Source organism: Acetobacter okinawensis JCM 25146 (assembly GCF_000613865.1).
Lineage (GTDB): Bacteria > Pseudomonadota > Alphaproteobacteria > Acetobacterales > Acetobacteraceae > Acetobacter > Acetobacter okinawensis.
This window is the reverse complement of the sequence record NZ_BAJU01000006.1, coordinates 65,389-88,103: the sequence shown is the minus strand read 5'-3', so window position 1 is coordinate 88,103 and position 22,715 is coordinate 65,389. Positions and strand designations below refer to the sequence as shown.

Below are 22,715 nucleotides of genomic sequence, written 5' to 3'. Positions count from 1 at the left end.
GGGGCTGCTGCGCTCAGTTGCTTTTAATGTTCACCATCGGCTGAAGCAGATCCGTGATAACCATGTAATGCGGGGGCAACAGTGCGGCCAGCCCATAGAGCGTAATGGACGCAAGCAGAATGGACACGTAAAGCAGAGCCGCCCGAGCGCCGGACACACCCAACCCCACCTTGGCCACAAACCACTGCAACCATAGCTCATACGCCGCAGCACACAGGGCCAGAGCACCAATAAAAGCCTGCTGGCGGGCAATATCGGGCGTAAACACCGCAGCGATAAGCGCACAGGCCAAACAGATCAGCACCACAACCCAGCCGCACCACGTTGCTGCCGTGATATAGCGCAGCCAGAGCGCACCACGCCCCCAGCGCTGGGCGTAAAAATGGGAGACTACAGCAGGCAGAAACAGCACGCACAGGGAAAGCAGTAGCTTGGTGGCAGACATGACCTTGTCCGGCAGCAGAAAAATCTGCACGCCGCCCACCAGTATGCAGGCCATCTGCGGGGCTAGTGCTGCGCCAAAAGCATCGGGCGTGCCTTCAAAATAAGCCAGCCCCTCCCGCTTGCCACCCGCAAGCAGCAGCATACCCTGTATTATGCGCCGCACTGCGCCCAACTTGCCTGTCTGTGGAATCACACCCCTACCCCTTTAAAGAAGGCCTCATAAATCCGGGTCAGTTTTTCCATGTCAGCAACCGCTGCATGTTCATCCACCTTGTGAATACTCGCCCCGACCAGACCAAACTCCGCAACCGGGCAGTAACGGGCAATAAAGCGCGCATCCGACGTACCACCCCCCGTATCCAGTTTGGGGGTGAGCCCCGTTACATCTGTAATGGCCTGTTGCAGCACCGCCATCTCCTGACCCGGAGGAGCAAAAAACGACTCACCGCTAATCCTGCTCTCAACACACGCACGCGGCGCGTGCTGGGCGCATACAGTTTCAATCCAGCCTTGAAGGGCAGCGCCTGTATGCAGGTCGTTAAAGCGAATGTTCAGCCGCGCTTCCGCACGGGCAGGAATAAGATTGGAGGCGGTATTGCCCACATCCAGACTGGTTACCTGCAGGCTGGAAGATTCAAAATATTCCGACCCATGATCCAGTGGCGTCGCCCGCAGGGCATCAAGCACGGCAAGCAGACGATGTACCGGATTGTCCGCACGGTGCGGGTAGGCCACATGCCCCTGCGTGCCTTCAACAACAATACGGGCGTTCAGGCTGCCACGGCGGCCGACCTTGACCATCTCGCCTAGTGTCTGGGGGTTTGTTGGCTCCCCTACCAGACAGTAGTCAGGTATCTGGCCCTGTACGGCCATCCACTCCAGCACCTTCTGGGTGCCATAGGTGGCCGGGCCTTCCTCATCCCCCGTAATCAGCAGGCTGATGGAACCATGGCCCAGACCGGTGTTCACCCGGCGGGCAATGGCAGCAACACAGGCGGCTATGCCGCCTTTCATATCGCACGCACCCCGACCGTAGAGCACACCATCCACGATCTCGGCAGCAAAGGGAGGGTATGTCCAGTCGGCCTCATGACCAACCGGGACCACATCCGTATGCCCAGCGTAGCAGATATGAGGCCCCCCTGTACCCAGACGGGCAAACAGGTTTGGGGTGCGCTCCGCACCCTCGCCAAAAGGCAGGTGCGTGACCGTAAACCCCATACGCTCCAGCATGGCCCCAAGCAGAAGCTGGGACGCACCGGGGTCGGGGGTGACCGAGGGCTGACGAATAAGCAACCGGGCCACGGCCACCGGGTCTGTCAGCGCCAGATCAGCGGGGAGTGCTCCGGTGGTGCCTGTTGTCATACGTCCGCCTCGTCCTTTAACAACCGCTCGGTTCAGTCACGCAGCAGTTCGTTGATGGATGTTTTGGAGCGGGTCCGCTCATCCACGCGCTTGACGATAACCGCACAGGCCAGAGCGGGGTTGGGGCGGCCATCGGGGCCAACCGGGTTGGAGGATGGCATGGTACCCGGCACAACCACGGAATAGGCGGGTACGCGGCCCATGTAGATCTCGCCAGTTGCCCGGTCCACAATCTTGGTGGATGCACCAAGGAACACGCCCATGGACAGGACCGAGCCCCGTTCCACAATCACGCCCTCAGCCACTTCCGAGCGAGCGCCGATAAAGCAGTTGTCTTCGATAATAACCGGAGCAGCCTGCAACGGCTCCAACACACCGCCAATACCTGCGCCACCGCTAATGTGACAGTTCTTGCCAATCTGTGCACAGCTCCCAATGGTGGACCATGTGTCCACCATGGTGCCGCTATCTACACGGGCACCCACATTGACAAAGCTCGGCATCAGCACCGCACCAGGGGCAATAAAGGCCGAACGGCGCACAACAGCACCCGGCACAACCCGAAACCCGGCCTGATCAAAACGTGCCTGATCCCAGCCAGCAAACTTGAGAGGCACCTTGTCATAAGCCGGAGCGCCCGCTGCACCACCAGGAATGACAAGGCTATCGTTAAGGCGGAAAGACAGCAGTACGGCTTTTTTCAGCCATTCATGAACAACCCATCCGTCTTCCTGCGGAGCAGCCACGCGCAGACGACCAGAGTCCAGCGCTTCAAGCGCGGCCTCAATGGCGTCACGGTCTTTGCCCACGGTTGCGGAAGAAATGCGGTCGCGCTCTTCCCACAGGTTTTCAATATGAGCGCGGAGGGTTTCGTCTGTCATGGCACACCAATCAGAAACAATGAAAATTACAGACCGGACGACAGGCCCGCCCGGCAACAAAAGAGGAAAAAGACCATGCGGACAGGGGCCTATCCTGTCAACGTGGGTCAGTACCCCGCACGCGCGAGGTTATTCCGCGCGGATGAGTGTCCCCGACCCGGAGGCCGTAAACAGTTCCAGCAGGCAGGCGTGGGGCATACGGCCATCAATAATAACCGCCCCTCTGGCTCCGCCCTGCACAGCCTCAATGCAGGTTTCCACCTTGGGGATCATACCGCCGGTAATCACACCGTCCTCAATGGCCTGCCGGGCCTGCGCCGCAGTCAGTTCGGGGATGAGCTGCCCCTGCTTATCCAGCACACCGGGTACATCCGTCAGCATCAGCAGGCGGGTGGCGTGCACAGCACCGGCAACCGCACCAGCCGCTGTATCAGCGTTGATGTTATAGGTCTCACCGTCCTCACCGAGGCCCACGGGCGCTATAACCGGGATCAGCCCCGAGCCGGACAGCGCATAGATCACCCGCGGGTCAACCTTGACAGGCTCACCCACAAATCCAAGGTCCAGCACCCGTTCGATCTGGCTGTCCATGTCCCGCACGGTCCGGCGCAGCTTGCGGGCGGTGATCAGCTTGCCATCCTTGCCCGAAATACCAACGGCCAACGCCCCAGCCTCGCAGATCAGTTCCGCCACCTGCTTGTTGACCGAACCAGCCAGCACCATCTCGATCACATCGACCACATTGGCGTCTGTTACGCGCAGCCCATCAATGAAGTGGGAGGGGATGTCCAGCCGCTTGAGCATCTGGTTGATCTGCGGCCCCCCGCCATGCACCACAACAGGTTGATACCGACCTGCTTGAGCAGAGCAATATCGCGCCCGAAGGTCTTGGCCAGACCCGCATCGCCCATGGCGTGTCCACCATATTTGACCACAATGGTGTCCCCCGCGTAGCGTCGCAGGTATGGCAGGGCGTTCGCCAGCACGGCGGCCTCATGCACGGCGTCATGCGGAGCGCTGGAAGGGGGGAGTCTGGGTTCAGTCATGCTCTGAAAATCCTGCCGTCTTCTGTCCATTTTCCCCGATCACGTCAGGGCAAATTCTGCCAGTTCCGCCCGCAATGCCTCAATGCCCTGCCCGGTCTGGCTACTGGTAAGAGAGAGATGCGGAAAAGCCGCAGCGTGGCGTGCGATCTCGGCCTCCACATCGGCCTGTTTGCGTACCAGTGCCGTGGGTTTGACGTCATCACACTTGGTCAGCACGACCTGAAAGCTGACTGCCGCGCGGTCAAGCAGCTTCATGACCTCTTGGTCATGCGTTTTCATTTCCACCCGTGCATCCAGCAGCAGAACAACCCGGCGCAGGCAGGGGCGCCCGCGCAGGTAGTCGAACATCATCTCCTGCCAGTCTTCCTTTACGGATTTGGCGGCGCGGGCAAATCCGTAACCGGGCATATCCACCAGCATCAGGCGCTGGGCGAGATCAAAAAAGTTGAGCTGCTTGGTGCGCCCCGGCTCGGACGAGGCACGCGCCAGCGTCTTGCGCCCCGTCAGCGCGTTAATCAGGCTGGACTTACCCACATTGGAACGTCCCGCAAAAGCAATTTCGGGCAGCGTCTGGGGGGGGAGCTGGCCCAGCTTCTGGGCACCAAACACAAATTCGCATGAACCGGCAAAAAGCCGCCGCCCTTCCTCCAGGGCGGCGGCAATGTCTGCCTTGTCCTTCAGTTCACGGAAAGAAGGCACTTGCTCCATCATTTTTTGGCAACCAGTTGGGGCTTGGCGTCAGCAGCCTTGAGACGCCCCATAATGATAATCTGCTGAATGGCGGTCAGTACGTTACTCCAGCAATAGTAAATGACCAGACCAACAGGCTGATGCGCCATGAAGAAGGTGAACAGCAGCGGAATGAACATCATCACCTTCTGCTGTGCGGGATCAATGCTGGTGGAACTCGCACTGATCTTCTGCATGATAAACATGCTGGCACCATACAGGATGGGCCATGCCCCCAGCGTAAGCACCGGCAGAATATGCGTCGGCTCAAACGGAATAAGGCCGAACAGGTTGAAGATGTTGGTCGGGTCTTGTGCCGACAGATCCTTTACCCAGCCGACAAAAGGCGCATGCCGCATTTCAATCGTGACATACAGGTCCTTGTAGAGGCACCAGAAAACCGGGGCCTGAATGAACAGGGGCAGGAAGCCGCCAAACAGGCTGACCTTCTCTTTGCGATAGAGCATCATAATCTGCTGCTGCATGGCCACCGGATCATCCTTGTGGCGCGCACGGATCAGGTCCACCTGCGGCTTCAGGCGCGATGTCTTCCATGTCATGCGCATCTGTTTGATGGTCAGCGGCAGGAACGCAACCTTGACGATAACCGTAAAGGTCAGCAGGGCCATACCAAAGCTGCCCAAATGGCTGTTCAGCCAGTCCAGCACAAAGAACACAGGACGGGTCAGGAAGGAAAGCCACCCGAAGTCCACGGCCTTCCAGAACATGGGAATATGCAGGTCGTGCTCATACTGCTCTAACAGCCGCACTTCCTTGGCACCAGCAAACACATGGGCCTGCGTGGAGGCACTCTGCCCCACACCAACCTGCACCGGAGCGGTGGCGGTAAAGCCTACCTGATACTGCCCCTGAGCGGCCTGCCACGCATAAGTGCCCACAACACTGGCGGTCTGGTCAGGCACAATGGCCATCAGCCAGTATTTATCGGTAATGCCGGCCCAGCCACCTGTACCCTGATGGCTCCATGCCACGTTTTCAGGCGGGACCCCATCATTACGGACAGATTTGTAGGACCCTTCGTTCAGGCGGTCATCAATTACCGCAATCGGGCCTTCATGCACCAGCATGCCGCCGGTTTCTTCCGGCGTGTAACCACGGTTCACACGGTAATAGGGGTAAAGGGCCACACTCTGCCCCGTAGCGTTATGCACGCGCTGGGTCACGGTGAACATGTAGTCTTTGTCCACCCAAGTGCGACTTCAAACGTCAGACCCTGGCCGTTATCCCAGCTCAGTGTTAGCGGGTGGTCCACATCCAGCAACGTGCCGGAGGCTTTCCACAATGTACGGGCATTAGGCAGGGCCAGCGGCACATCCGAGGTTGCAGCGCGCCAGCCAAAGTCCACAAAATCAGCCCGCTTGGTGTCCACGGGGCTGAGCACCCGCACATCCGGGCTGTCAGGCTTTACGGTCTCACGGTACTGCTTGAGCACCAGATCATCCAGCCGTGCGCCGCGCAGGTTGATGCTCCCCTGCACAGAAGGGGCGTTAATGGCAATGCGGGTATCTGGCCCATCAGTGGTATCTGTTGGAGCTGCTGACGCGGAATCCCGTGGGGCGACCGCCAGCCCTGCACCTGTAGCAGAAGCCGAAGCGCTCTGGCTGGCCGCAGTCTGCGTCACCTGCTGGGAGGGCTGATGTGCCGGAGCCTGGGGAAAGAAATAATCAAACCCGATAAGAACCAGAGCTGACAGCAATGTTGCCAGTATGAGACGTTTTGAATCCATGAGCTCTGGCCTGCTGGCCCCCTGCACTTAACAAAAATGGAAAACTCAACGACCGCATAAAACGGTGGTCTTGAGCGGCACAACCGTGTTCCAGCGCAGGATCGGCAGAACTACAGAAATCAGGGCATGCCCTAATCCCGCAAACAGAGTTTCAACGCTTTCCGAAAATCGGCCACCAGTGCGTCAAAGGCGCGCTCCCGCGTGGAGCCACGTCCTATCAGCACCAGATCCAGCCCATTCAGCGGTGTATCGGCTTCCACTCTGCGCACAACCTCACGCAGTCTGCGGCGCACCCGGTTACGCACCACGGCATTACCGACTTTTTTGGTCACCGTGAAGCCAACACGCGCGGGGTCCGAATCGGGCCGCCTGAAAAGCTGAAGGACAAGACCAGACACCGGAGCCTTACGCCCCTTGGCTGCCATGAAGAGAAATTCTTTTCTCTTTTTGAGCCGCATGGACGTGCCTGCCCCTGCCGCTGGCTGCTCCTGACCTTCAGACCAGTCCATCAAAACCGGACTGCCGGACAACACTTACGCGGAAAGGCGCTTGCGGCCCTTGGAGCGACGGTTTGCCAGGATACGACGGCCGCCAACAGTAGCCGAACGGGTGCGGAACCCGTGACGACGCTTGCGGACCAGCCGGGACGGTTGATAAGTGCGCTTCATGGCTGCACTCCCTTCAGTTTGAATATGCTTCGCCAGTGGCCACGTACGAGCCACTCTCTCTTGAAGTCGCGGCTTATAAAGTTCAGATAGAAGAACGTCAATGTGCAGTGCAGAGTCGCATGACTATTCGCGCACGATCACCCACCTGATGGAAAGCCGCATGCCCTCCTCATTCTCCCGGCTTCGTACCATTCTGGCCGTCACCTGCCTGCCTGTTCTGGCCTATCTTCTGGGTATGGGCATTGGGGCATCACACCCACTTACGGCCCTGCTCATCGGCCTTGGCGCGGCATCTGCGGCATGGGTCTGTACCCATAATACCCCGCAGCCCGCAACAGTAGCCCTCCCTGCCAGCCCGACAGCGCCAGCAGCAGACAGTGACCAGAAACTGCGGCATGACATACGGGGCATTGTCTCCCCCGCCATGCTGGCCGCGGAGCAACTCTCGCTCCACAACGACCCTGCCATTGAAAAAGCCGCAGCGACAATCAATGATTCGCTCGATAGGCTGACCGCCCGCCTTAAGCAGCGTAAGGCAGGCTAGCGGGCCTTATGCCTGCTCGATCAGTTCGACCCGGTAACCATCGGGGTCTTCAACAAAGGCAATAACCGTGGTGCCAAACTTGACTGGTCCGGCCTCGCGCACAACTTTGCCGCCACCAGCGCGAATACGCTCTACAGCCGCAGCCACATCAGGCACACCAATGGCAAAATGCCCGAAGCCTGACCCCAGATCGTACCCATTATCCTGCCCCCAGTTGTAGGTCAGTTCAATTTCCGCCTGCCCGGCAGCGTTGTCCGCGAACCCGATAAAAACAAGCGTGTATTCACCAGCGGGCACATCCTTGCGACGCAACTCATGCATGCCAAGCAGGGTGTAAAACGCCAGACTGCGTTCAAGATCGCGGACACGAACCATGGTGTGCAAAAAACTGGACACGGCATATTCTCCCTCAGACCCGATAGATATGGCCTGTTTTTACGGTGTAGAGCGCAGACAGGCCTCCGGGTCTATGGCGATCAGGAACAGGCCCAGCCGCTCTGCCTCAGCCTCGCAGGCCTGCCTGTCGGTCAATAGCGTATTCCCTGCCTCGAACGCGACCCCACGCAGGCCCGCCGCATGGGCATTATGGAGGGTCTGCGGGCCAATGGTTGGCATATCCGCTCTTTTTTCCTGACCGGGTTTGAGCAGCTTGACCAGCACCCCCCCCTCGCCTGGCTGCTGGCAGGTGCCTGCACGGACAAGCATGGCATCCGTGCCTTCCATGGCCTCCACAGCCAGCACGACGCCGTTTTGCACCACGCAGCCCTGCCCTATGTCCAGCCTGCCAAGCGCCTGCACAACACGGACTCCATGTCGTATATCCGCCATTGCCTGCGCATCGGGCACAAACCGCCCGAGCACCCCGGGCTGCGCAATGGAGTGGGACAGAAATTCATGCGCGCCACGCACACAAAAGCCTTCCTCGCCCAGAATGCGGACAAGGGCGGCCAGTAGCCCGTCGTCCCCTGCAAACAAAGCCTTGCCTAGGCGCGCCAGAATACGCGCTCCCTCGGCATCGGGGCACAGACTACGCAGGGATGGGCGACGGATAGGCCCGATCAGCACCAGTTCGGTGCAGCGGTGTTCACGCAGCAGCGCCAACATGCGCCCGGCGGCACCCAAACGCACATATTCATGCGGCCACGGTGCCAGCACGTCAGGCTCGGCAAAGCCTTCAAAACCGATGATAAAAACGGGCATGCCCGCAGCATGTGCTGCTTCAGCCACTCTGGCTGGCAGGGGGCCTCCCCCTGCCAGAATACCAACTGCGGCTGGCGCGGCTCTCACGCGCCTTCTGTTTCGGCCTGATCGGCAGCACCAGCGCGGGCAGGACGTACCAGCCCCCGGTGGCTGGGCGCATCAATAAAGGTCAGAATTTCCTGAATGCGATCATTCCCGGAAAAGTCCTTGCGCACCTGCTCAAGACGGGCCTGAAAAGACACATCACCACACACCTTGGGGTAGAGGGTGAGAAAGGCTTTACGCATCCGGTGAATTTCGGCCGATTGCACACCATTGCGGCGCAACCATATCCAGTGCAGGCCAATCAACCGGGCGCGATTACCCAGCACACTGCCATAGGGAATAACATCAGCCTCAACCCCGGCCACCCCGCCCACAAGGGCAGCATGACCAATTCTGACGAACTGATGAATGGCAGCCGACCCCATAACCCGTGCATCGTTGCCGATTGTCACATGGCCACCCATGACCACATTATTAACGATGATCACCCGGTCGCCCAAAACGCAGTCATGCGCAACATGAGCATTGGCCATGATCAGCACATCCTGACCAACTTTTGTCAGGCCCGAGCCCGTGGCCGTTCCCCTGTGAATGGTCACGTGCTCGCGGACAACCGTGCGGGCACCGACCTCGCACCGGGTTGGCTCGCCTTTATATTTCAGGTCCTGTGGTGCCATACCCACCGTACAGAACGGAAAATAACGCGAATACGCCCCCAGATGCGTATGCCCATCCACAACAACGTGGGAGATCAGTTCCACCCCGTCATCAAGAACTGCATTCGGCCCCACGGTGCACCATGGGCCGATCACTACGCCACGCCCCAGCACAGCCCCCGGAGCAACCAAAGCCGTTGGGTGAACACGGGCCTGTCTGGCTTCCTCTACTGCGTGCACCACTTCAGTTCCTTATATTCCGCCTGCCTGCAACGCAGAGCATGGGCTCCTGCTTCAGCGGCATCTGCCAGAAAAAGCAAAGAGAATTGAAGCATATATTGACCCGACCTGCGCACCAAGTGCCAAAAGTCAGCCCATGATCATGGCGCTGAAGGTCGCTTCCGCCACCACAACACCATCAACACGCGCCTCTCCGCGGAATTTCCACACATTGGAGCGATGCCGTTCCTTGACAACATGGATGCGCAACTGGTCGCCCGGCTCAACCGGACGGCGGAATTTTGCGCCTTCTATGGTCATGAAATAGACAAGCTTGCCTTCAAATGCCTCACCGAGCGACAGCACACAAGCGTGGCCGCAGTCTGGGCCATGGCTTCCACAATAAGAACGCCAGGCATAACGGGCCGCCCCGGGAAATGCCCCGGGAAAAACGGTTCGTTGACCGAGACATTCTTGATACCAGTCGCCTCTTCCCCCAGGACAATATTTTCCATCCTGTCGATAAGAAGGAAAGGATACCTGTGAGGAATCGCCTGCATGATACGGTTGACATCAATACTTGCGATTGTCTGTCCGTCCTGCCGGGATTCTTGTTTTGTCTCCACGTCCCCTAAACCACCCTCTGTACCGGACCATAGCCGGAGTTCATACTTTACCTGAATCGTCCTTGGTCGACCCAGACGCTTTTTTCGCCAGTTTGCGCAGCACCGCCACGTTACGGAAAAACTCCCGGAACGGCATGGCAGGACTACCTATGACATCTGCTCCACGCTCAACATCCGACATAACACCACACTGCGCACCAATGCGCGCCTTGGCACCAATACGAATATGACCGATCAACCCGGCCTGAGCCGCAACCGTCACGTAGTCTTCCAAGACGGTTGAACCCGAAATCCCGGCCTGCGACACTACAATACAGCACCGACCCAATTGGGCATTATGCCCGATCTGCACCAGATTATCGAGCCGTGAACCCGCGCCAATAACCGTATCGTTGACCGACCCGCGATCAATGGTCGAGTTGGCACCAATCTCCACGTCATGCTCGATAATCACACGACCAAGCTGCGGTACTGTCTCAAATCCGTCCGGCCCTACGGCAAAACCGAAGCCATCCTGCCCGATACGCGCTCCGGGCAGAATAGTCACCCGATCCCCCACAAGAGCGTGAGAGAGCGTAACCATGGCGCCAATACGGCAATCTGCCCCAAGGCGCACGCCATCCGCCAGAACTGCATGAGAGCCGATAATACAACCAGCCCCCACTTCCACAGCAGCGCCAATCACAACGAATGGCCCCACTTCGGCTGTAGGATCAACCACGGCAGACGGGTCAATCACAGCAGATGGGTGGATACCAGCCTTACTACGGGACTGTGGGTGAAACAGCCGCGCAATGCGCGACCATGCCAGATACGGAGTAGCAGTCACAAGGGCTGCGGAATGAGGTGGCACTTTTTCGGCAAATGCCGGAGCCACAATCACCAATCCTGCCTCTGTATGCTCCAGCAGATGCGCATACCGGCGATTATCGAGAAAACTGACATCCCGCGCACGGGCAACCTGCAAGGGGGCTATGCCTGCATAGCCCTCCTGCGGGAAACTCCCCTGCCGGGGAGGACGCAGCTCAGCACCAGCCGCTTCGGCCAGCACTGCGGCATCAAATGGCCCGACACGCGCAAAAAAACGCGGATCAGCCGGGCCGGAAGAAGCCCTGCATTCCACCATGCTTATTTTTTCCCGGCAGAAGCCGGAGTAACCACAGGAGCAGGCCCGGAAGCAACTGCAGACTGATCACCATCAGCCGTGGTGGGCATCTTGCCGGACTTGGCAAGCTCTTCAGGGTCCACATTCGCGTCAGGGATAAAGACGCTGGGCAGAACCTTGTTCAGGTTCGTGGCCACCTCGTTGGTGATGTCCTGACCATCCACATGCAAGGCAACCTGTTCGCTATGCAGCACAAGGTTCATGCCATGCGCGGAGGCCACCTTCTGGATAACCTGCACCAGTTCACGCTCGATCTGCCCCAGAGAAACCTGCGCGGCTTCCTGAATGATGCGGTTGCGATTGCGGAAATCCCGCTGCGCCTTCATCACCTTGGCCTGCAGGCTACGCTCGCGGGTCTGAATCTGATCCGACGTCAGGGATTTGGCCTGAGCCTGCAAGGTCTGCTGCTCATCACGCCAGCCAGCCTGTTCACGCTGCAGATCCTGAGCCAGAGCATCACGGCGGCCACCAAGTACACGTTCCACCTGCATGGCAGCTGAGGTCTGACGCATAACGCCCGATACGCTGATAACCCCGATAATGGTTGTCGGCGGAGGAGCTTCCTTGGCAATTTCAGGTGCGCTGGGAATGGGGGGAAGCGGCAGAACCGGAGGAGCCTGCTCGGCTGCTTCCTGGCTATCAGCCGCAGGAGCAGGAAGTGCTACCGGAGCGGGTGCTGCATTACGTGCTGCAGGATGCGGAGCCTGTGCCGCAGGCTGGCTTTTGGGCACAAACCAACCATTCCCGCCTTCTGCCTGAGCAGCAGGAACAAGAGCCACAGAAAAAGAAAGGCAAACAGCCCCAAGAAGGGCGGCTTTGGAACAGAAACGCATCATTACCTCAGAATTGCTGGCCGAAGCCGAAGCGAAGGAGCTGTGTGCGGTCATTATAGCTGCGTCTGATCGGCACACCAAGGTCAATATTCAACAACCCAAACGGACTTTTCCACGAAAAGCCTGCGCCCGCACTCACGCGTGGGCTGATCATATCACCCGAGATTGCCGTATAGTTCGCGCCATCGGTCACAGGGTTGGTGTACAAGTGCTTGACGCGTACGCCAGCCACACTCCCCATATCCACGAATGTACGACCACCCACCCCCATATCCGTCAGGAAAGGAATGGGGAAGTTCAACTGGGCGGAGGCGTTGTACATAAACCGCCCGCCGATCAGATCTTCAGACTGATGGGTCGCATTCCCAACGCTTCGTGGACCGGCACCCCCGTCAAGGAAGCCGCGCAGGTTGGTGCCCCCCAGATAGAAGTTATCGATGACGTCATGGCGGCCATGGCTACCCCAGTCGGCCAGGTACCCGGCACCACCACGGAACGCCAGCGTCCAGTTATGGCTGTTGGTCAGGTCATCAAGGGGAATGTAATATCCACCATTGATCTTGCCGCGAACGTAGTTTTCATCCCCGCCGATACCAGCGAAATCCCCACCAACGGACACGAAGTAACCACTATGCGGCTGCATACGGTTGTCGCGCCTGTCGTACATGATCGTTGTCCCGATCTGGGACAACAGGGACTTACCGATCTGGTCCTGAATATAGGGTGAGGATTCACTCCACGCGTTACTCACCCATCGGCGGATCAGGCTGTAGTTCCACGACTGAGAGAGATAGCGGTTATACGAATACCCCATACGCAGGGTAATACCGTAACGCCCTTCCGAGTAGTTCTGGTATGTCTGGTAGTTATTTTCGATGAAGAAAATATCTGCGCCAACAACCATGTTCCGCCCGAGGAAGACCGGATCGGTTACAGAAAGATCAGCCTGCTTCTGGTAATACGAAACAGTGCCCGAGAACCCGGCGTCAATCCCCGTGCCCAACAGGTTGTGCTGCTTGAGCCCGACGTTACCGATAATACCAACGTCGGTTGAATACCCGCCACCAAGTGAGAACTCACCCGTTGGTTTTTCCACAACATTGACAGACACGTTTGCGCGGTCAGGGGAAGAACCGGGCGTATCCTTGACGTCCACCGTTTTGAAGTAGCCAGATCCTGAACCCCTTCCTTGGCGTATTTTTTGTAGCTGCTCGTGTAGGGATCGCCTTCTGCAAATGGCAGCTGGCGACGGATCACATTGTCCTGCGTAATGGTATTACCGTTGATGTCGATCCGCTCAATATAACGGCGCGGACCTTCACTGACGTCAAAGAGCAGATTGACAATGCGTTTTTCGGGGTTACGCGCGATTGTCGGGCGCACCACCGCAAACGGATGACCCTGCGACTGGAGCAGTTCCTCTATATCCGTTGCGTTATCCTGCACGGCCTTGCCATCATACCACTGGTGTGGAAACAGCTCGACGTATTTACGTAGGGATTTGGCAGGCACATGCCGCAGGCTGGAGCGGATATCCACCTTACCCAGACGGTAGCGTATGCCCTCGTCCATGGTGATGGTGATGTAAAAAGATTTGCGGTCAGGAGACAGCTCACCCTTTACATCCTTGATCTGGAAATCCACATAACCATTGTGCAGGTAAAAGCGCCGCAGCAGTTCCCCGTCATATTTTACGCGTTCGGGGTTATATTCGTCTGACGAACCGAGGAAGTGATACCAAGCCGTTTCCTTGGAGGAAACAACACCGGCAAGTTCAGCTTCACTGTAAGCCTTGTTCCCGACAAACGCGATTTTACGAATTTTTGTGTTCGGGCCTTCATTGATCTGGAAGATCACGTCCACACGGTTATGGGCCAGACGGACAATCTGGGGCGTAACCACAGCCGCAAAACGCGACTTCTGGGCATAGACCTCCAGAATGTGCTGCCGGTCATCCGCCGTTGTTTCCGCCGAGAACACCGCACGGGGGCGCAGGGAGAGCACCTTGCGCAGGTCCTCATCCTTGGCGGCGTGGTTACCCTCGAACACGATCCGGTTGACGATCGGGTTTTCCTTCAGCTTCACGAGCAGCGTATTGCCCTCGCGGCGCAAGGTCACGTCCTTGAACAACCCTGTTGCGTACAGGGTCTTAAGAGACCGGTCGAGGTCATCCTGCGTGAACGGGTCGCCCGGACGGACAACCATGTAGGACAGAACCGTATTGGTCTCGATACGGGTATTGCCTGAGACACGGATCTCATCAATCACGCCAACTGGCGCTGGCTGTGCGGGTGCAGCATCGGGCTGTGGCCCGGCACCTTCGGAATCGCCCTGAGGCGATGCAACAACAGCTGCTGGTGCCTGTGTGTCCGGGTTCTGGGCGGCCATAGCCCCCCGTCCCTCGATCAGGAAAAAAGGCAACATGCAGACAGAAACGAACAGGGCCGAACGTTTACCCGCCAAGATCTGCCTCCCTCCATCCGGGTCGGTTCAGCACGGAAGCCCATCCCCCGTTTCTGTCGCGCCCGCAAGGGACGTATCCGAATTTACCCTTGTCACGCAAGCCTTACCCTTCCAGTCCAGTTCACTATCAACCCGCGAGCGATGCAACCCACCTGAACAGCCCGAAGCTGGACAGATCGTTGAACGTCGAAAACAGAAACAGACCCGCCAGCAAGGCAAACCCGGTCTGGAAACTAACCTCTTGCACCCGCTTGGAAACTGGGCGTCCTCTTATTGCCTCTATGGCATAAAAAACCAGACGTCCACCATCAAGAAGTGGAACGGGAAAGAGATTGATAAGACCCAGATTAACAGACAGCAACGCCATGAAGGACAACAGGCTGGCAAAGCCATATTGCGCGACCTGACCAGAAAGCTGGGCGATCTTGAGTGGACCGCCCAAATCCCGCGCCGTGTGCTGGCCGCTGAAGATCTGCCACACCCCATTCAGGGTTTGCGTAACCGTCTTCCATGTGGCCTGCGCACCTGCGCCAATAGCCTGCGGCAAAGGCAATGGCTTGCCCGGTTCAACCGCAAACACCACCCCCAGAAGGCCACGGGCAGGACCACCTGCATGCGAATCCTGCGTAGTGCCAATGGTAATGGGAATATCCATCTGCTGGCCATTACGCTGCACCAGCAGTGTTGTCTGCTGCCCTGGCTCCTGCGCCACTGTGGCCTGCGCGTCCTCCACACTGGCCACATCATGTGTGCCAATCCGCAGGATCACATCGCCCTTCTGCAAGGCGGCACTCTGCGCGGCACTGCCGGGCATGACGGAGGAGACCTCGTTGCGCACATGGGGCTGGCCGGTTGTAGCAAACAGCAGCACAAACAGCGCAAAAGCCAGAATAAAATTAAAAACAGGCCCCGCCAGAATGACAATGGCCCGTGACCAGACCGACTTGTCGTGGAAGGTGCGACCCGGAATCCATGCAGCCTTCTGCTCCGGCGTTGCATCCTCGGGGTCATCAAACCCGTGCGGGCGCACGTAACCGCCCAGAGGAATCGGGCATATGCGCCACTCTGTCCCGCTTCTGTCCTGCCATTTGAACAGGGCGGGGCCGAACCCGAGCGAGAACACCTCCACATGCACGCCACGCCAGCGCGCGGCAAGGTAGTGCCCAAGTTCGTGGAAAGTGACCAGAACGCCCAGCACAAAAACGAAGGAAATCAGGGTGCGCAGATAATCATGTATCATCATCATTCCTCCGATATCGGGAGTGAAGGCCGCTTTCTCAAGCGACTGCGGCGGAAATCAGGTGCAGGGCAACCCGACGGGCCTCCGCATCCCAATGCAGGACCGCGTCCAGCGTATCAGCCGGGGGGGCTCCCAGAGTGTCCATGGTTTCTTCCACCACACGTGCGATGTCCAGAAAACCGATCCGTTCCGCAAGAAATGCCTCAACAGCAATCTCATTGGCAGCAGACAGGATAGCCGGAACCGCCTTGCCCGCCCGCAAAGCCTGCCGCGCAAGACGAAGAGCGGGAAAGCGCACCTCGTCAGGAGCAATAAACTCCAGCGTTCCAAAAGCGGCAAGGTCCAGACGGGAGGATGTGGTGGGCATGCGCTGGGGCCAGGCCAGTGCATGGGCAATGGGGATACGCATATCCGCCGAGCCCATCTGGGCGATCAGGCTGCCATCGGTGTACTGCACCATGCCGTGCACAACCGACTGGGGGTGCACCAGCACGTCAATCCGGTCTTCCGTCAGGTCAAAAATACGGGCGGCCTCAATCACTTCTAGCCCCTTGTTGAACATGGTGGCGGAATCGATGCTGATTTTGGCCCCCATGCTCCATGTCGGGTGTTTGAGCGCCTGAGCAGGTGTTGCAGCCCGCATGACATCAAGCGAAGCATTGCGGAAGGGGCCACCTGAGGCCGTAAGAATAATTTTTTCAACCTGATCAGCCTGCCGATCCGCCATAGACTGGTAAACGGCGTTGTGCTCGGAATCGACCGGGAGCAGCGTGGCCCCGGCATCGCGCACCGCACGGAGCATCACGTCCCCTGCGCAGACCAGCGCCTCCTTGTTAGCCAGCGCTATGCTGTTGCCGTTCTTAACCGCAGCAAGGGTGGGTTCCAGACCGGCTGCCCCCGTAATGGCGGCCATCGTCCAGTCCGCAGGCAGGGCGGCGGCCTCAATAACCGCCTTGCGGCCACAGGCGATCTCCACACCACTCCCGGCCAGAAGGGCCTTGAGTTCGGGGTATGCGCTCTCATCCGCCAGAACTGCCAGTTCCGCCTTCAGACTCCGCGCCTGCTCGGCCAGTTTGGCGGCATTTTTGCCCCCCACAAGCGCACGCACCCGGAACTGCTCCCGCGCCTGCTCCAGCAGATCCACGGTGGAGCAGCCAATGCTGCCGGTAGTCCCCAGAACGGTTACGGTTCTCATGCTTTGTCTTCCACACCCAAAAATAACAGATGCCCTGACAGCCTAGGCCACAGAGCCATAACGCGACTAACCCGGCATGCCAGTAACAAGGACATGGGCAAGGTCATGCAGGCCAGCGCTCCAGAATGGCGCTCCCGGCACGGCAAGGGAGATAGCGGCAGCAACAGGTGCTGCAATGACCAGACCATCAAACCGGTCAAGCAGACCACCATGCCCAGGCAGCAGCGTGCCGGAGTCCTTGACCCCCAGAGCCCGCTTCATCGCACTTTCCACCAGATCACCGGTCTGGGCGGACAGGCCCAGAAGCCCCCCCCAGACCAAGGCGGAGCCAGCCCCACCAAACCCGGACAGGAGCGCAACCGCCCCCCCCATAAGAACAGCGCCCACAAGGCCGCCAAGCGCGCCAGAGCGGGTTTTGCCGGGGGAGATGCGCGGCGCAAGCTTTGGTCCACCGATCATCCGCCCGGCCATATAGGCCGAGGTATCGCTCGCAACCACCACGGCGACAACAAACAGGACAGGCCACACACTGTCCTGCCGGAGCCAGAGCAGAGCCGTACCTGCATGATGATCACACTCATGACTGCGCAAAGCGGTGCGCCAAACACGCAGGCGCTAATGCAGAACAGGATAAAATAACCCCAATGCCCCGCCGCGGCAGACAGACCGGCACAAACCGCCCACAGCACATACAGCCCGCCACGCAGGCTTTGCACCCGCAGCCTGAAAAGATCCGCAGCTTCTGCCGCCATCCCCCCCATGGCCAGCAGAACCATGAGTGTATAGGCAATGCCACCAAGGCCAATACAGCCCCCGGCGACCACCACCATGACCAGAGCAGAAAGAACACGCGGTCGCAGGTCACGCCATGCGCTGGATTGTTCCGCCCCCGTCATGCGGATGCCGATGGCCGGGCGCCAAAACGCCGCTCGCGGCGGGCATAAAGGTCAAGCACCGTTGCAAAATGCCCTTCGTTAAAATCAGGCCAGAACACGTCAAGAAAAACAAGTTCGGCATATGCGCTCTGCCAGAGCAGAAAATTGGAAAGCCGATATTCACCACTCGTGCGCACCATCACATCGGGGTCGGGCACGGCCTGCGGTCCACAGGTGGTTGGTAAAAAGGTCTTCGTTAATCTGGTCTGGCGTCAGCCAGCCGTCGCGCACTTCCTGCGCAACACGCCGCACCGCCTGCATAATATCCCCCCGTCCACCGTAGGAAAGGGCGAGCAGAAGAACCAGCCGTTTGTTATTGCGGGTCATGGCCTCAGCCCGTGACAGTTCATCACGCAAGGCAGGCTCAAAGCGACTCAGATCACCAATAAAGCGCAGGCACACACCTTCTGTATGCAGTTCCTTCACCTTATGGCGCAGGTAGTAGCGCAGGAGGCCGGTCAGGTCCGATACCTCCTTGGGGCCACGCGACCAGTTCTCGGATGAAAACGCATACAGGGTCAGGTAGGGAACACCCCGCTGAATGGCCGCCTTGATGCACCGCCCCACAGCCTCCGCTCCGGCACGGTGCCCCGCCAGACGCGGCAAACCCCGCTCGCACGCCCAGCGGCCATTGCCATCCATGATAATGGCGACATGCGAAGGTACCGACGGCTTTTTGTCGGCTAACTGGAGAGACATAACAGGAAAAAATCCACCGTTTCAGTTCAGCGGGGCAAGGGGCAGCCCAAGCCGGGCAGGCCCTTAGACCTGTTTGATTTCCTTCTCTTTTTCAGCCAGCATGTCATCCACTTTTTTCACATACTGATCCGTCGTTTTCTGTATGGCGTCAGACCATGTCTTGACGTCATCCTGACTGATATCGCCCTTTTTTTCAAAGCCCTTGGCTTTGTCCATGCCGTCACGGCGCACACCGCGCACGGCAATTTTGGCACCTTCAGCATAACGGGCTGCGGCTTTTGCCAACTCGTTACGACGTTCTTCCGTCAACTGCGGGATCGGCACGCGGATGGTCTGCCCCTCACCCGCCGGGTTCAGCCCCAGGCCGGCATCCCGAATGGCACGTTCTACCGCACCCGCCAGAACACGGTCCCAGACCTGCACGGTAATCATCCGCGCTTCCGGCACGGCAATGGAAGCAACCTGCGTTAGCGGCACTTCACCACCATAGGCTTCCACCCGCACGGGTTCGAGCAGCGCGGGGCTGGCACGCCCCGAGCGCAGGCCCGAAAAGTCCCGGCGCAGGCTTTCCAGTGCGCCATCCATGCGGCGCTTGAGGTCATCAAGCAGGTCATTCAAGTCAGACACGGTGGTTTCTCCCGTTTTTTTCTCAGAGGCTGTACGTCAGGTTGCTTCGATAATGCGCGTAAAAGCGCCCTCGCCACGCATGACACGGCCGAACGAACCTTCCTCGCCGATATTGAACACAATGATCGGCAGCCGATTTTCCCGCGCAAGGCTGATGGCTGCAGCGTCCATGACACTCAACTGGTTGGAAAGAACTGTCATATATGTCAGTTCATCATACCGTGTAGCGCTGGGATCCTGCTTGGGGTCAGCGGAATAGACACCATCAACCTGTGTGCCTTTAAGCAGAATATCGCATTCCATTTCCGCAGCACGCAGGGCGGCCGCCGTATCCGTGGTAAAGAAGGGGTTACCTGTCCCGGCAGCAAAAATAACAACCCGCCCTTTTTCCATATGCCGCACGGCCCGGCGCCGTATGTAGGGCTCAGCTACGGATGACATATGGATAGCGGACATAACCCGCGTTGTTATAAGCTCACGCTCAAGCGCGTTCTGGAGCAGCAGCGCGTTAATCACGGTTGCCAGCATGCCCGCGTAGTCACCCTGCGCGCGGTCCATGCCCTTGGCGGCAGCCGCTACCCCACGAAAAATGTTGCCACCGCCCACAACAAGACACACTTCCGTGCCGCTACGAACAACCTCGGCAACATCCTTGGCAATACGCTCGACCGTCTTCTGCTCCACTCCAAAGGCGCCATCGCCCATCAGGGCTTCGCCTGACACCTTGAGCAAAACACGTTTACGGTTTGGCGTTTCAGCGACAGAAGCAGTCATAGGCCCTCAATCATGCAAAGTCCGACAAAAAACAGACCTGCGCCACGCAGATGTCGTGGCGTCTCAGATCGCTCTCTCTTATCCTCCAAGGCGGATGGCCACAAGCGCCAAGCCGTGCTTTATGGCACGTCATCCAACCCGATCGCACGCAGGCGGGCCCGCTCCTCGTCCCACCCGGAACGCTCCTTGACGTTCAAAAACAGGTGGCAGGGCCGTTCCAGCAGACCGGCAAGCTGCTTGCGCGCGCGCTCGCCAATCTGTTTGATCTTCTGCCCGCCATTCCCGATAAGAATGGCTTTATGCCCGGTGCGCCCGACGTAAATGGTCACTTCAATCCGCACGGACCCATCGGGACGTTCCTGAAAACTCTCCGTTTCCGCCGTGGTGCCATAGGGCACTTCCTCATGCGTCTGCATAAAAATCTGCTCACGCACCAGTTCTGCCGCCAGCAGGCGGTCAGGCAGGTCGGTCAGGTCATCCTCGGGATACAGATACGGCCCTTCGGGCAGGCTGGAGGCCAGCTTATCCAGCAGATCCTCTACCCCGCCACCTGTGCGCGCGCTGACCATAAACACATGCTCAACCGGCAGTTTTTCCGTAATTGCTGCGGTCAGGGGTAGCAGTGCGGAAGCGGGCACAAGGTCTGTCTTGTTCAGCACAAGCCATGTGGTGCGGCCAGTCTGGGCCAGACGATCGATAATCTCCTGTACCGCTTCGGTCAGGCCCGAGCGGGAGTCGACCAGCAGCAGGGTAATATCTGCATCATCCGAACCATTCCATGCTGCTGCGACCATAGCCCGGTCCAGCTTGCGCCGGGGTTTGAAAATTCCCGGCGTGTCCACCAGCAGAATCTGACTGGCCCCACGCATAAGAATACCCAGCACCCGGAACCGCGTTGTCTGCGCCTTGGGAGAAACAATGGAAAGTTTTGCACCCGCCATACGATTAAGCAGTGTGGACTTGCCAGCGTTTGGTGCACCCACCAGTGCCGCAAAGCCACAGCGTGTTGTTTGTGTCATGCCTGTTGCCTCAGCCCTGATGGCTGCCTCCAAGTTTTTCCAGCAGGGTTGCTGCGGCAGAACTTTCTGCTGCCCGCTTGCTACCTGCGCATCCTTGCGCCGAATCCCCACCCGCACTGACTTGCACCACAAACTGCGGCGCATGCGAGGGACCATCGGCTCCTATTGTTTCATAATACGGTAGCCCCTGCCCGCGTCCCAGAACCCACTCCTGCAAGGCCGTTTTGGGGTCTTTGGGGGGGAGCGCCTGCGCGTCCAATATGCGCTTCCAGCATGCGCGCACAATTTTGCGCGCCGGAGCCAGCCCACCATCCAGAAAGACTGCACCCAACACAGCCTCCAGCCCATCGGCCACCACATTGGCTGCGGTCTGCACGCCTGCGCGGGCCTCATGCTCGGCAACGGACAAGGCATCGGCCAGACCAAGCTGATCGGCAATATCGGCCAGTGTTGCACGTGAAACCAGATGGGCAAGTCTGGAGCCCAAAGCCCCTTCCTGCTCCCCGGGGAACCGCTCCAGCAGCAGTTCGGCCATAAGCAGACCCAGAACACGGTCCCCGATAAACTCCAGCCGCTCGTTGGAGCCTGCGCCCTTGGCCTTGTTCCGCCTGCGCCCACCCGCCTTCTGATGTGCCGCAGAACGGTGAGTCAGCGCCTCCTGCAACAAGGAAGGGTTGGCAAAACGGTAGCCCAGACGCTCCTGCAACGCCATGGATGCCTGATACTGGGGCGTGGAGGGGTCTGCACTCATTACATCACGCCCTTGAGCAGTCGCGCCCAGCGGATTTCCGCCGGCCAGTACCAGACCTGCCAGATGGGGTGTGCCGCCTCCACGGAGAAGAAGATGCGCTGCGCCTTGCCCACAAGGTTTTCCATGGGCACAAACCCTAAATCCTTTGGTCCATCGCCCATAAAGCGGCTATCTGCGCTGTCATCACGGTTGTCACCCATGGCAAAGAAGTAGCCCGGCGGCACCACATATTCGGGCGTATCATTCTGCGGGCCATCATTGGTCAGCTTGAGAATGTCATGCCGAACCACGCCCTTGTCATCGCGCAATGGCAGCTCTTCCGTGCAGGCCTCGCCCTCCATGGGCATGCGCGTTTCATCCTGAGCCACATACGGGTGCGGCTGCACACAGGTACCCGCGCGCCATTAAGATACAACTGCCCCCCAATGACCTGAATATGATCCCCCGGCAGACCGATCACCCGTTTGATGTAATCAATGGATGCGTCCTTGGTGAAGCGGAACACGACCACATCGCCCCGATGCGGCTGCCCCGCCCAGACACGGCCATTGAACAGATCAGGCGAGAACGGCAGCGAAAACCGTGAATAGCCGTAACTGTATTTGGAAACCCATATGTAATCCCCCACCTGCAAGGTCGGAATCATGGACCCCGAGGAATAACAAAGGATTCAAACAGGAACGTACGCACAAAAACAACGACGATCACCACCGTCAGAATTGTGCGCACATACTCCACCACAGCATGTCTGAGAGTTACAGCGTGCTGCGCTCCAGTAGGAGAAGTCTCCGGTTTACTCATGCGCTGCCCATCTGCTCCCATAATCGTGCCAGAAAAATAAAAT

At 58.7% G+C, this 22,715-nt stretch carries 18 protein-coding genes and 7 pseudogenes; 1 reads left to right on the top strand and 24 read right to left on the bottom strand.

Annotated features, from left to right (window positions below; all coding sequences use genetic code 11):
• Positions 1 to 13: 13 nt before the first annotated feature.
• The 8 genes and pseudogenes from JCM25146_RS04970 to rpmH all read right to left on the bottom strand — a co-directional run bounded on the left by JCM25146_RS04970 (position 14) and on the right by rpmH (position 6,880).
• A complete protein-coding gene (locus JCM25146_RS04970) occupies positions 14 to 637 on the bottom strand; it encodes a hypothetical protein (RefSeq protein WP_025826318.1) in 624 nt (207 codons plus the stop codon).
• Positions 634 to 1,809 (bottom strand): succinyl-diaminopimelate desuccinylase, encoded by a 1,176-nt coding sequence (gene dapE, locus JCM25146_RS04965; RefSeq protein WP_051544021.1) that lies wholly within the window; start codon positions 1,807 to 1,809, stop codon positions 634 to 636. Before dapE ends, JCM25146_RS04970 begins: the two co-directional genes overlap by 4 nt.
• 32 nt (positions 1,810 to 1,841) lie before the next feature.
• A complete protein-coding gene (dapD, locus tag JCM25146_RS04960) occupies positions 1,842 to 2,690 on the bottom strand; it encodes a 2,3,4,5-tetrahydropyridine-2,6-dicarboxylate N-succinyltransferase (RefSeq protein ID WP_025826314.1) in 849 nt (282 codons plus the stop codon).
• Positions 2,691 to 2,819: 129 nt separating this feature from the next.
• A pseudogene (gene argB, locus JCM25146_RS17330) lies at positions 2,820 to 3,736 on the bottom strand (acetylglutamate kinase).
• Positions 3,737 to 3,775: 39 nt separating this feature from the next.
• Positions 3,776 to 4,444 (bottom strand): ribosome biogenesis GTP-binding protein YihA/YsxC, encoded by a 669-nt coding sequence (gene yihA / locus JCM25146_RS04950; protein WP_242400938.1) that lies wholly within the window; start codon positions 4,442 to 4,444, stop codon positions 3,776 to 3,778.
• Positions 4,444 to 6,212, bottom strand: a pseudogene (gene yidC, locus JCM25146_RS17325) (membrane protein insertase YidC). Before yidC ends, yihA begins: the two are co-directional and overlap by 1 nt.
• 131 nt (positions 6,213 to 6,343) lie before the next feature.
• Positions 6,344 to 6,721 (bottom strand): ribonuclease P protein component, encoded by a 378-nt coding sequence (gene rnpA, locus JCM25146_RS04940; RefSeq protein WP_025826311.1) that lies wholly within the window; start codon positions 6,719 to 6,721, stop codon positions 6,344 to 6,346.
• A gap of 24 nt (positions 6,722 to 6,745) precedes the next feature.
• Positions 6,746 to 6,880 carry a 50S ribosomal protein L34 gene (gene rpmH, locus JCM25146_RS21240; protein ID WP_081774758.1) on the bottom strand — a complete coding sequence of 45 codons (135 nt, stop codon included), beginning with the start codon at positions 6,878 to 6,880 and terminating at the stop codon, positions 6,746 to 6,748.
• A gap of 100 nt (positions 6,881 to 6,980) precedes the next feature.
• On the opposite strand from rpmH, the gene JCM25146_RS04935 reads away from it, so the two are divergent.
• Positions 6,981 to 7,424, top strand: a complete 444-nt coding sequence (locus JCM25146_RS04935) for a hypothetical protein (protein WP_035371998.1) — start codon at positions 6,981 to 6,983, stop codon at positions 7,422 to 7,424.
• A 6-nt stretch (positions 7,425 to 7,430) separates the two neighbouring features.
• Here JCM25146_RS04935 and gloA read toward each other — a convergent pair whose 3' ends face one another.
• From gloA to lepB, 16 genes and pseudogenes are all read right to left on the bottom strand, one after another.
• Complete coding sequence (gloA, locus tag JCM25146_RS04930) at positions 7,431 to 7,820, bottom strand: lactoylglutathione lyase (RefSeq protein ID WP_025826307.1); 390 nt, start codon at positions 7,818 to 7,820, stop codon at positions 7,431 to 7,433.
• A 39-nt stretch (positions 7,821 to 7,859) separates the two neighbouring features.
• Complete coding sequence (locus JCM25146_RS04925; RefSeq protein ID WP_025826305.1) at positions 7,860 to 8,711, bottom strand: LpxI family protein; 852 nt, start codon at positions 8,709 to 8,711, stop codon at positions 7,860 to 7,862.
• The gene (gene lpxA, locus JCM25146_RS04920) at positions 8,708 to 9,565 is read right to left on the bottom strand and encodes an acyl-ACP--UDP-N-acetylglucosamine O-acyltransferase (protein WP_025826303.1); all 858 of its coding nucleotides are present in this window, start codon (positions 9,563 to 9,565) and stop codon (positions 8,708 to 8,710) included. The genes JCM25146_RS04925 and lpxA overlap by 4 nt, the downstream gene beginning before the upstream one ends.
• A 129-nt stretch (positions 9,566 to 9,694) precedes the next feature.
• Positions 9,695 to 10,170: pseudogene (gene fabZ, locus JCM25146_RS17320) on the bottom strand (3-hydroxyacyl-ACP dehydratase FabZ).
• Positions 10,171 to 10,210: 40 nt separating this feature from the next.
• The gene (gene lpxD / locus JCM25146_RS04910; RefSeq protein WP_025826301.1) at positions 10,211 to 11,296 is read right to left on the bottom strand and encodes a UDP-3-O-(3-hydroxymyristoyl)glucosamine N-acyltransferase; all 1,086 of its coding nucleotides are present in this window, start codon (positions 11,294 to 11,296) and stop codon (positions 10,211 to 10,213) included.
• Positions 11,297 to 11,298: 2 nt separating this feature from the next.
• Positions 11,299 to 12,171 carry an OmpH family outer membrane protein gene (locus JCM25146_RS04905; protein ID WP_025826298.1) on the bottom strand — a complete coding sequence of 291 codons (873 nt, stop codon included), beginning with the start codon at positions 12,169 to 12,171 and terminating at the stop codon, positions 11,299 to 11,301.
• Between the two features lie 4 nt (positions 12,172 to 12,175).
• A pseudogene (bamA, locus tag JCM25146_RS17315) lies at positions 12,176 to 14,592 on the bottom strand (outer membrane protein assembly factor BamA).
• A gap of 166 nt (positions 14,593 to 14,758) precedes the next feature.
• Complete coding sequence (rseP, locus tag JCM25146_RS04895) at positions 14,759 to 15,874, bottom strand: RIP metalloprotease RseP (protein WP_081774757.1); 1,116 nt, start codon at positions 15,872 to 15,874, stop codon at positions 14,759 to 14,761.
• A gap of 34 nt (positions 15,875 to 15,908) precedes the next feature.
• Entirely contained in the window at positions 15,909 to 17,066 is a 1,158-nt protein-coding gene (dxr, locus tag JCM25146_RS04890; protein WP_025826295.1) for a 1-deoxy-D-xylulose-5-phosphate reductoisomerase, read from the bottom strand.
• 66 nt (positions 17,067 to 17,132) lie between these two features.
• Positions 17,133 to 17,962: pseudogene (locus JCM25146_RS24815) on the bottom strand (phosphatidate cytidylyltransferase).
• A pseudogene (uppS, locus tag JCM25146_RS17305) lies at positions 17,959 to 18,700 on the bottom strand (polyprenyl diphosphate synthase). The pseudogenes JCM25146_RS24815 and uppS overlap by 4 nt, the downstream one beginning before the upstream one ends.
• 63 nt (positions 18,701 to 18,763) lie before the next feature.
• A complete protein-coding gene (frr, locus tag JCM25146_RS04875) occupies positions 18,764 to 19,285 on the bottom strand; it encodes a ribosome recycling factor (protein ID WP_051544026.1) in 522 nt (173 codons plus the stop codon).
• A gap of 78 nt (positions 19,286 to 19,363) precedes the next feature.
• Positions 19,364 to 20,101 carry a UMP kinase gene (gene pyrH, locus JCM25146_RS04870; protein WP_025826290.1) on the bottom strand — a complete coding sequence of 246 codons (738 nt, stop codon included), beginning with the start codon at positions 20,099 to 20,101 and terminating at the stop codon, positions 19,364 to 19,366.
• Positions 20,102 to 20,220: 119 nt separating this feature from the next.
• Positions 20,221 to 21,120, bottom strand: coding sequence for a GTPase Era (gene era / locus JCM25146_RS04865; protein ID WP_025826288.1), 900 nt, complete (start codon positions 21,118 to 21,120; stop codon positions 20,221 to 20,223).
• 10 nt (positions 21,121 to 21,130) lie between these two features.
• A complete protein-coding gene (gene rnc / locus JCM25146_RS04860) occupies positions 21,131 to 21,871 on the bottom strand; it encodes a ribonuclease III (RefSeq protein ID WP_025826286.1) in 741 nt (246 codons plus the stop codon).
• Positions 21,871 to 22,672, bottom strand: a pseudogene (lepB, locus tag JCM25146_RS17300) (signal peptidase I). Before lepB ends, rnc begins: the two are co-directional and overlap by 1 nt.
• Between the last annotated feature and the right edge of the window lie 43 nt (positions 22,673 to 22,715).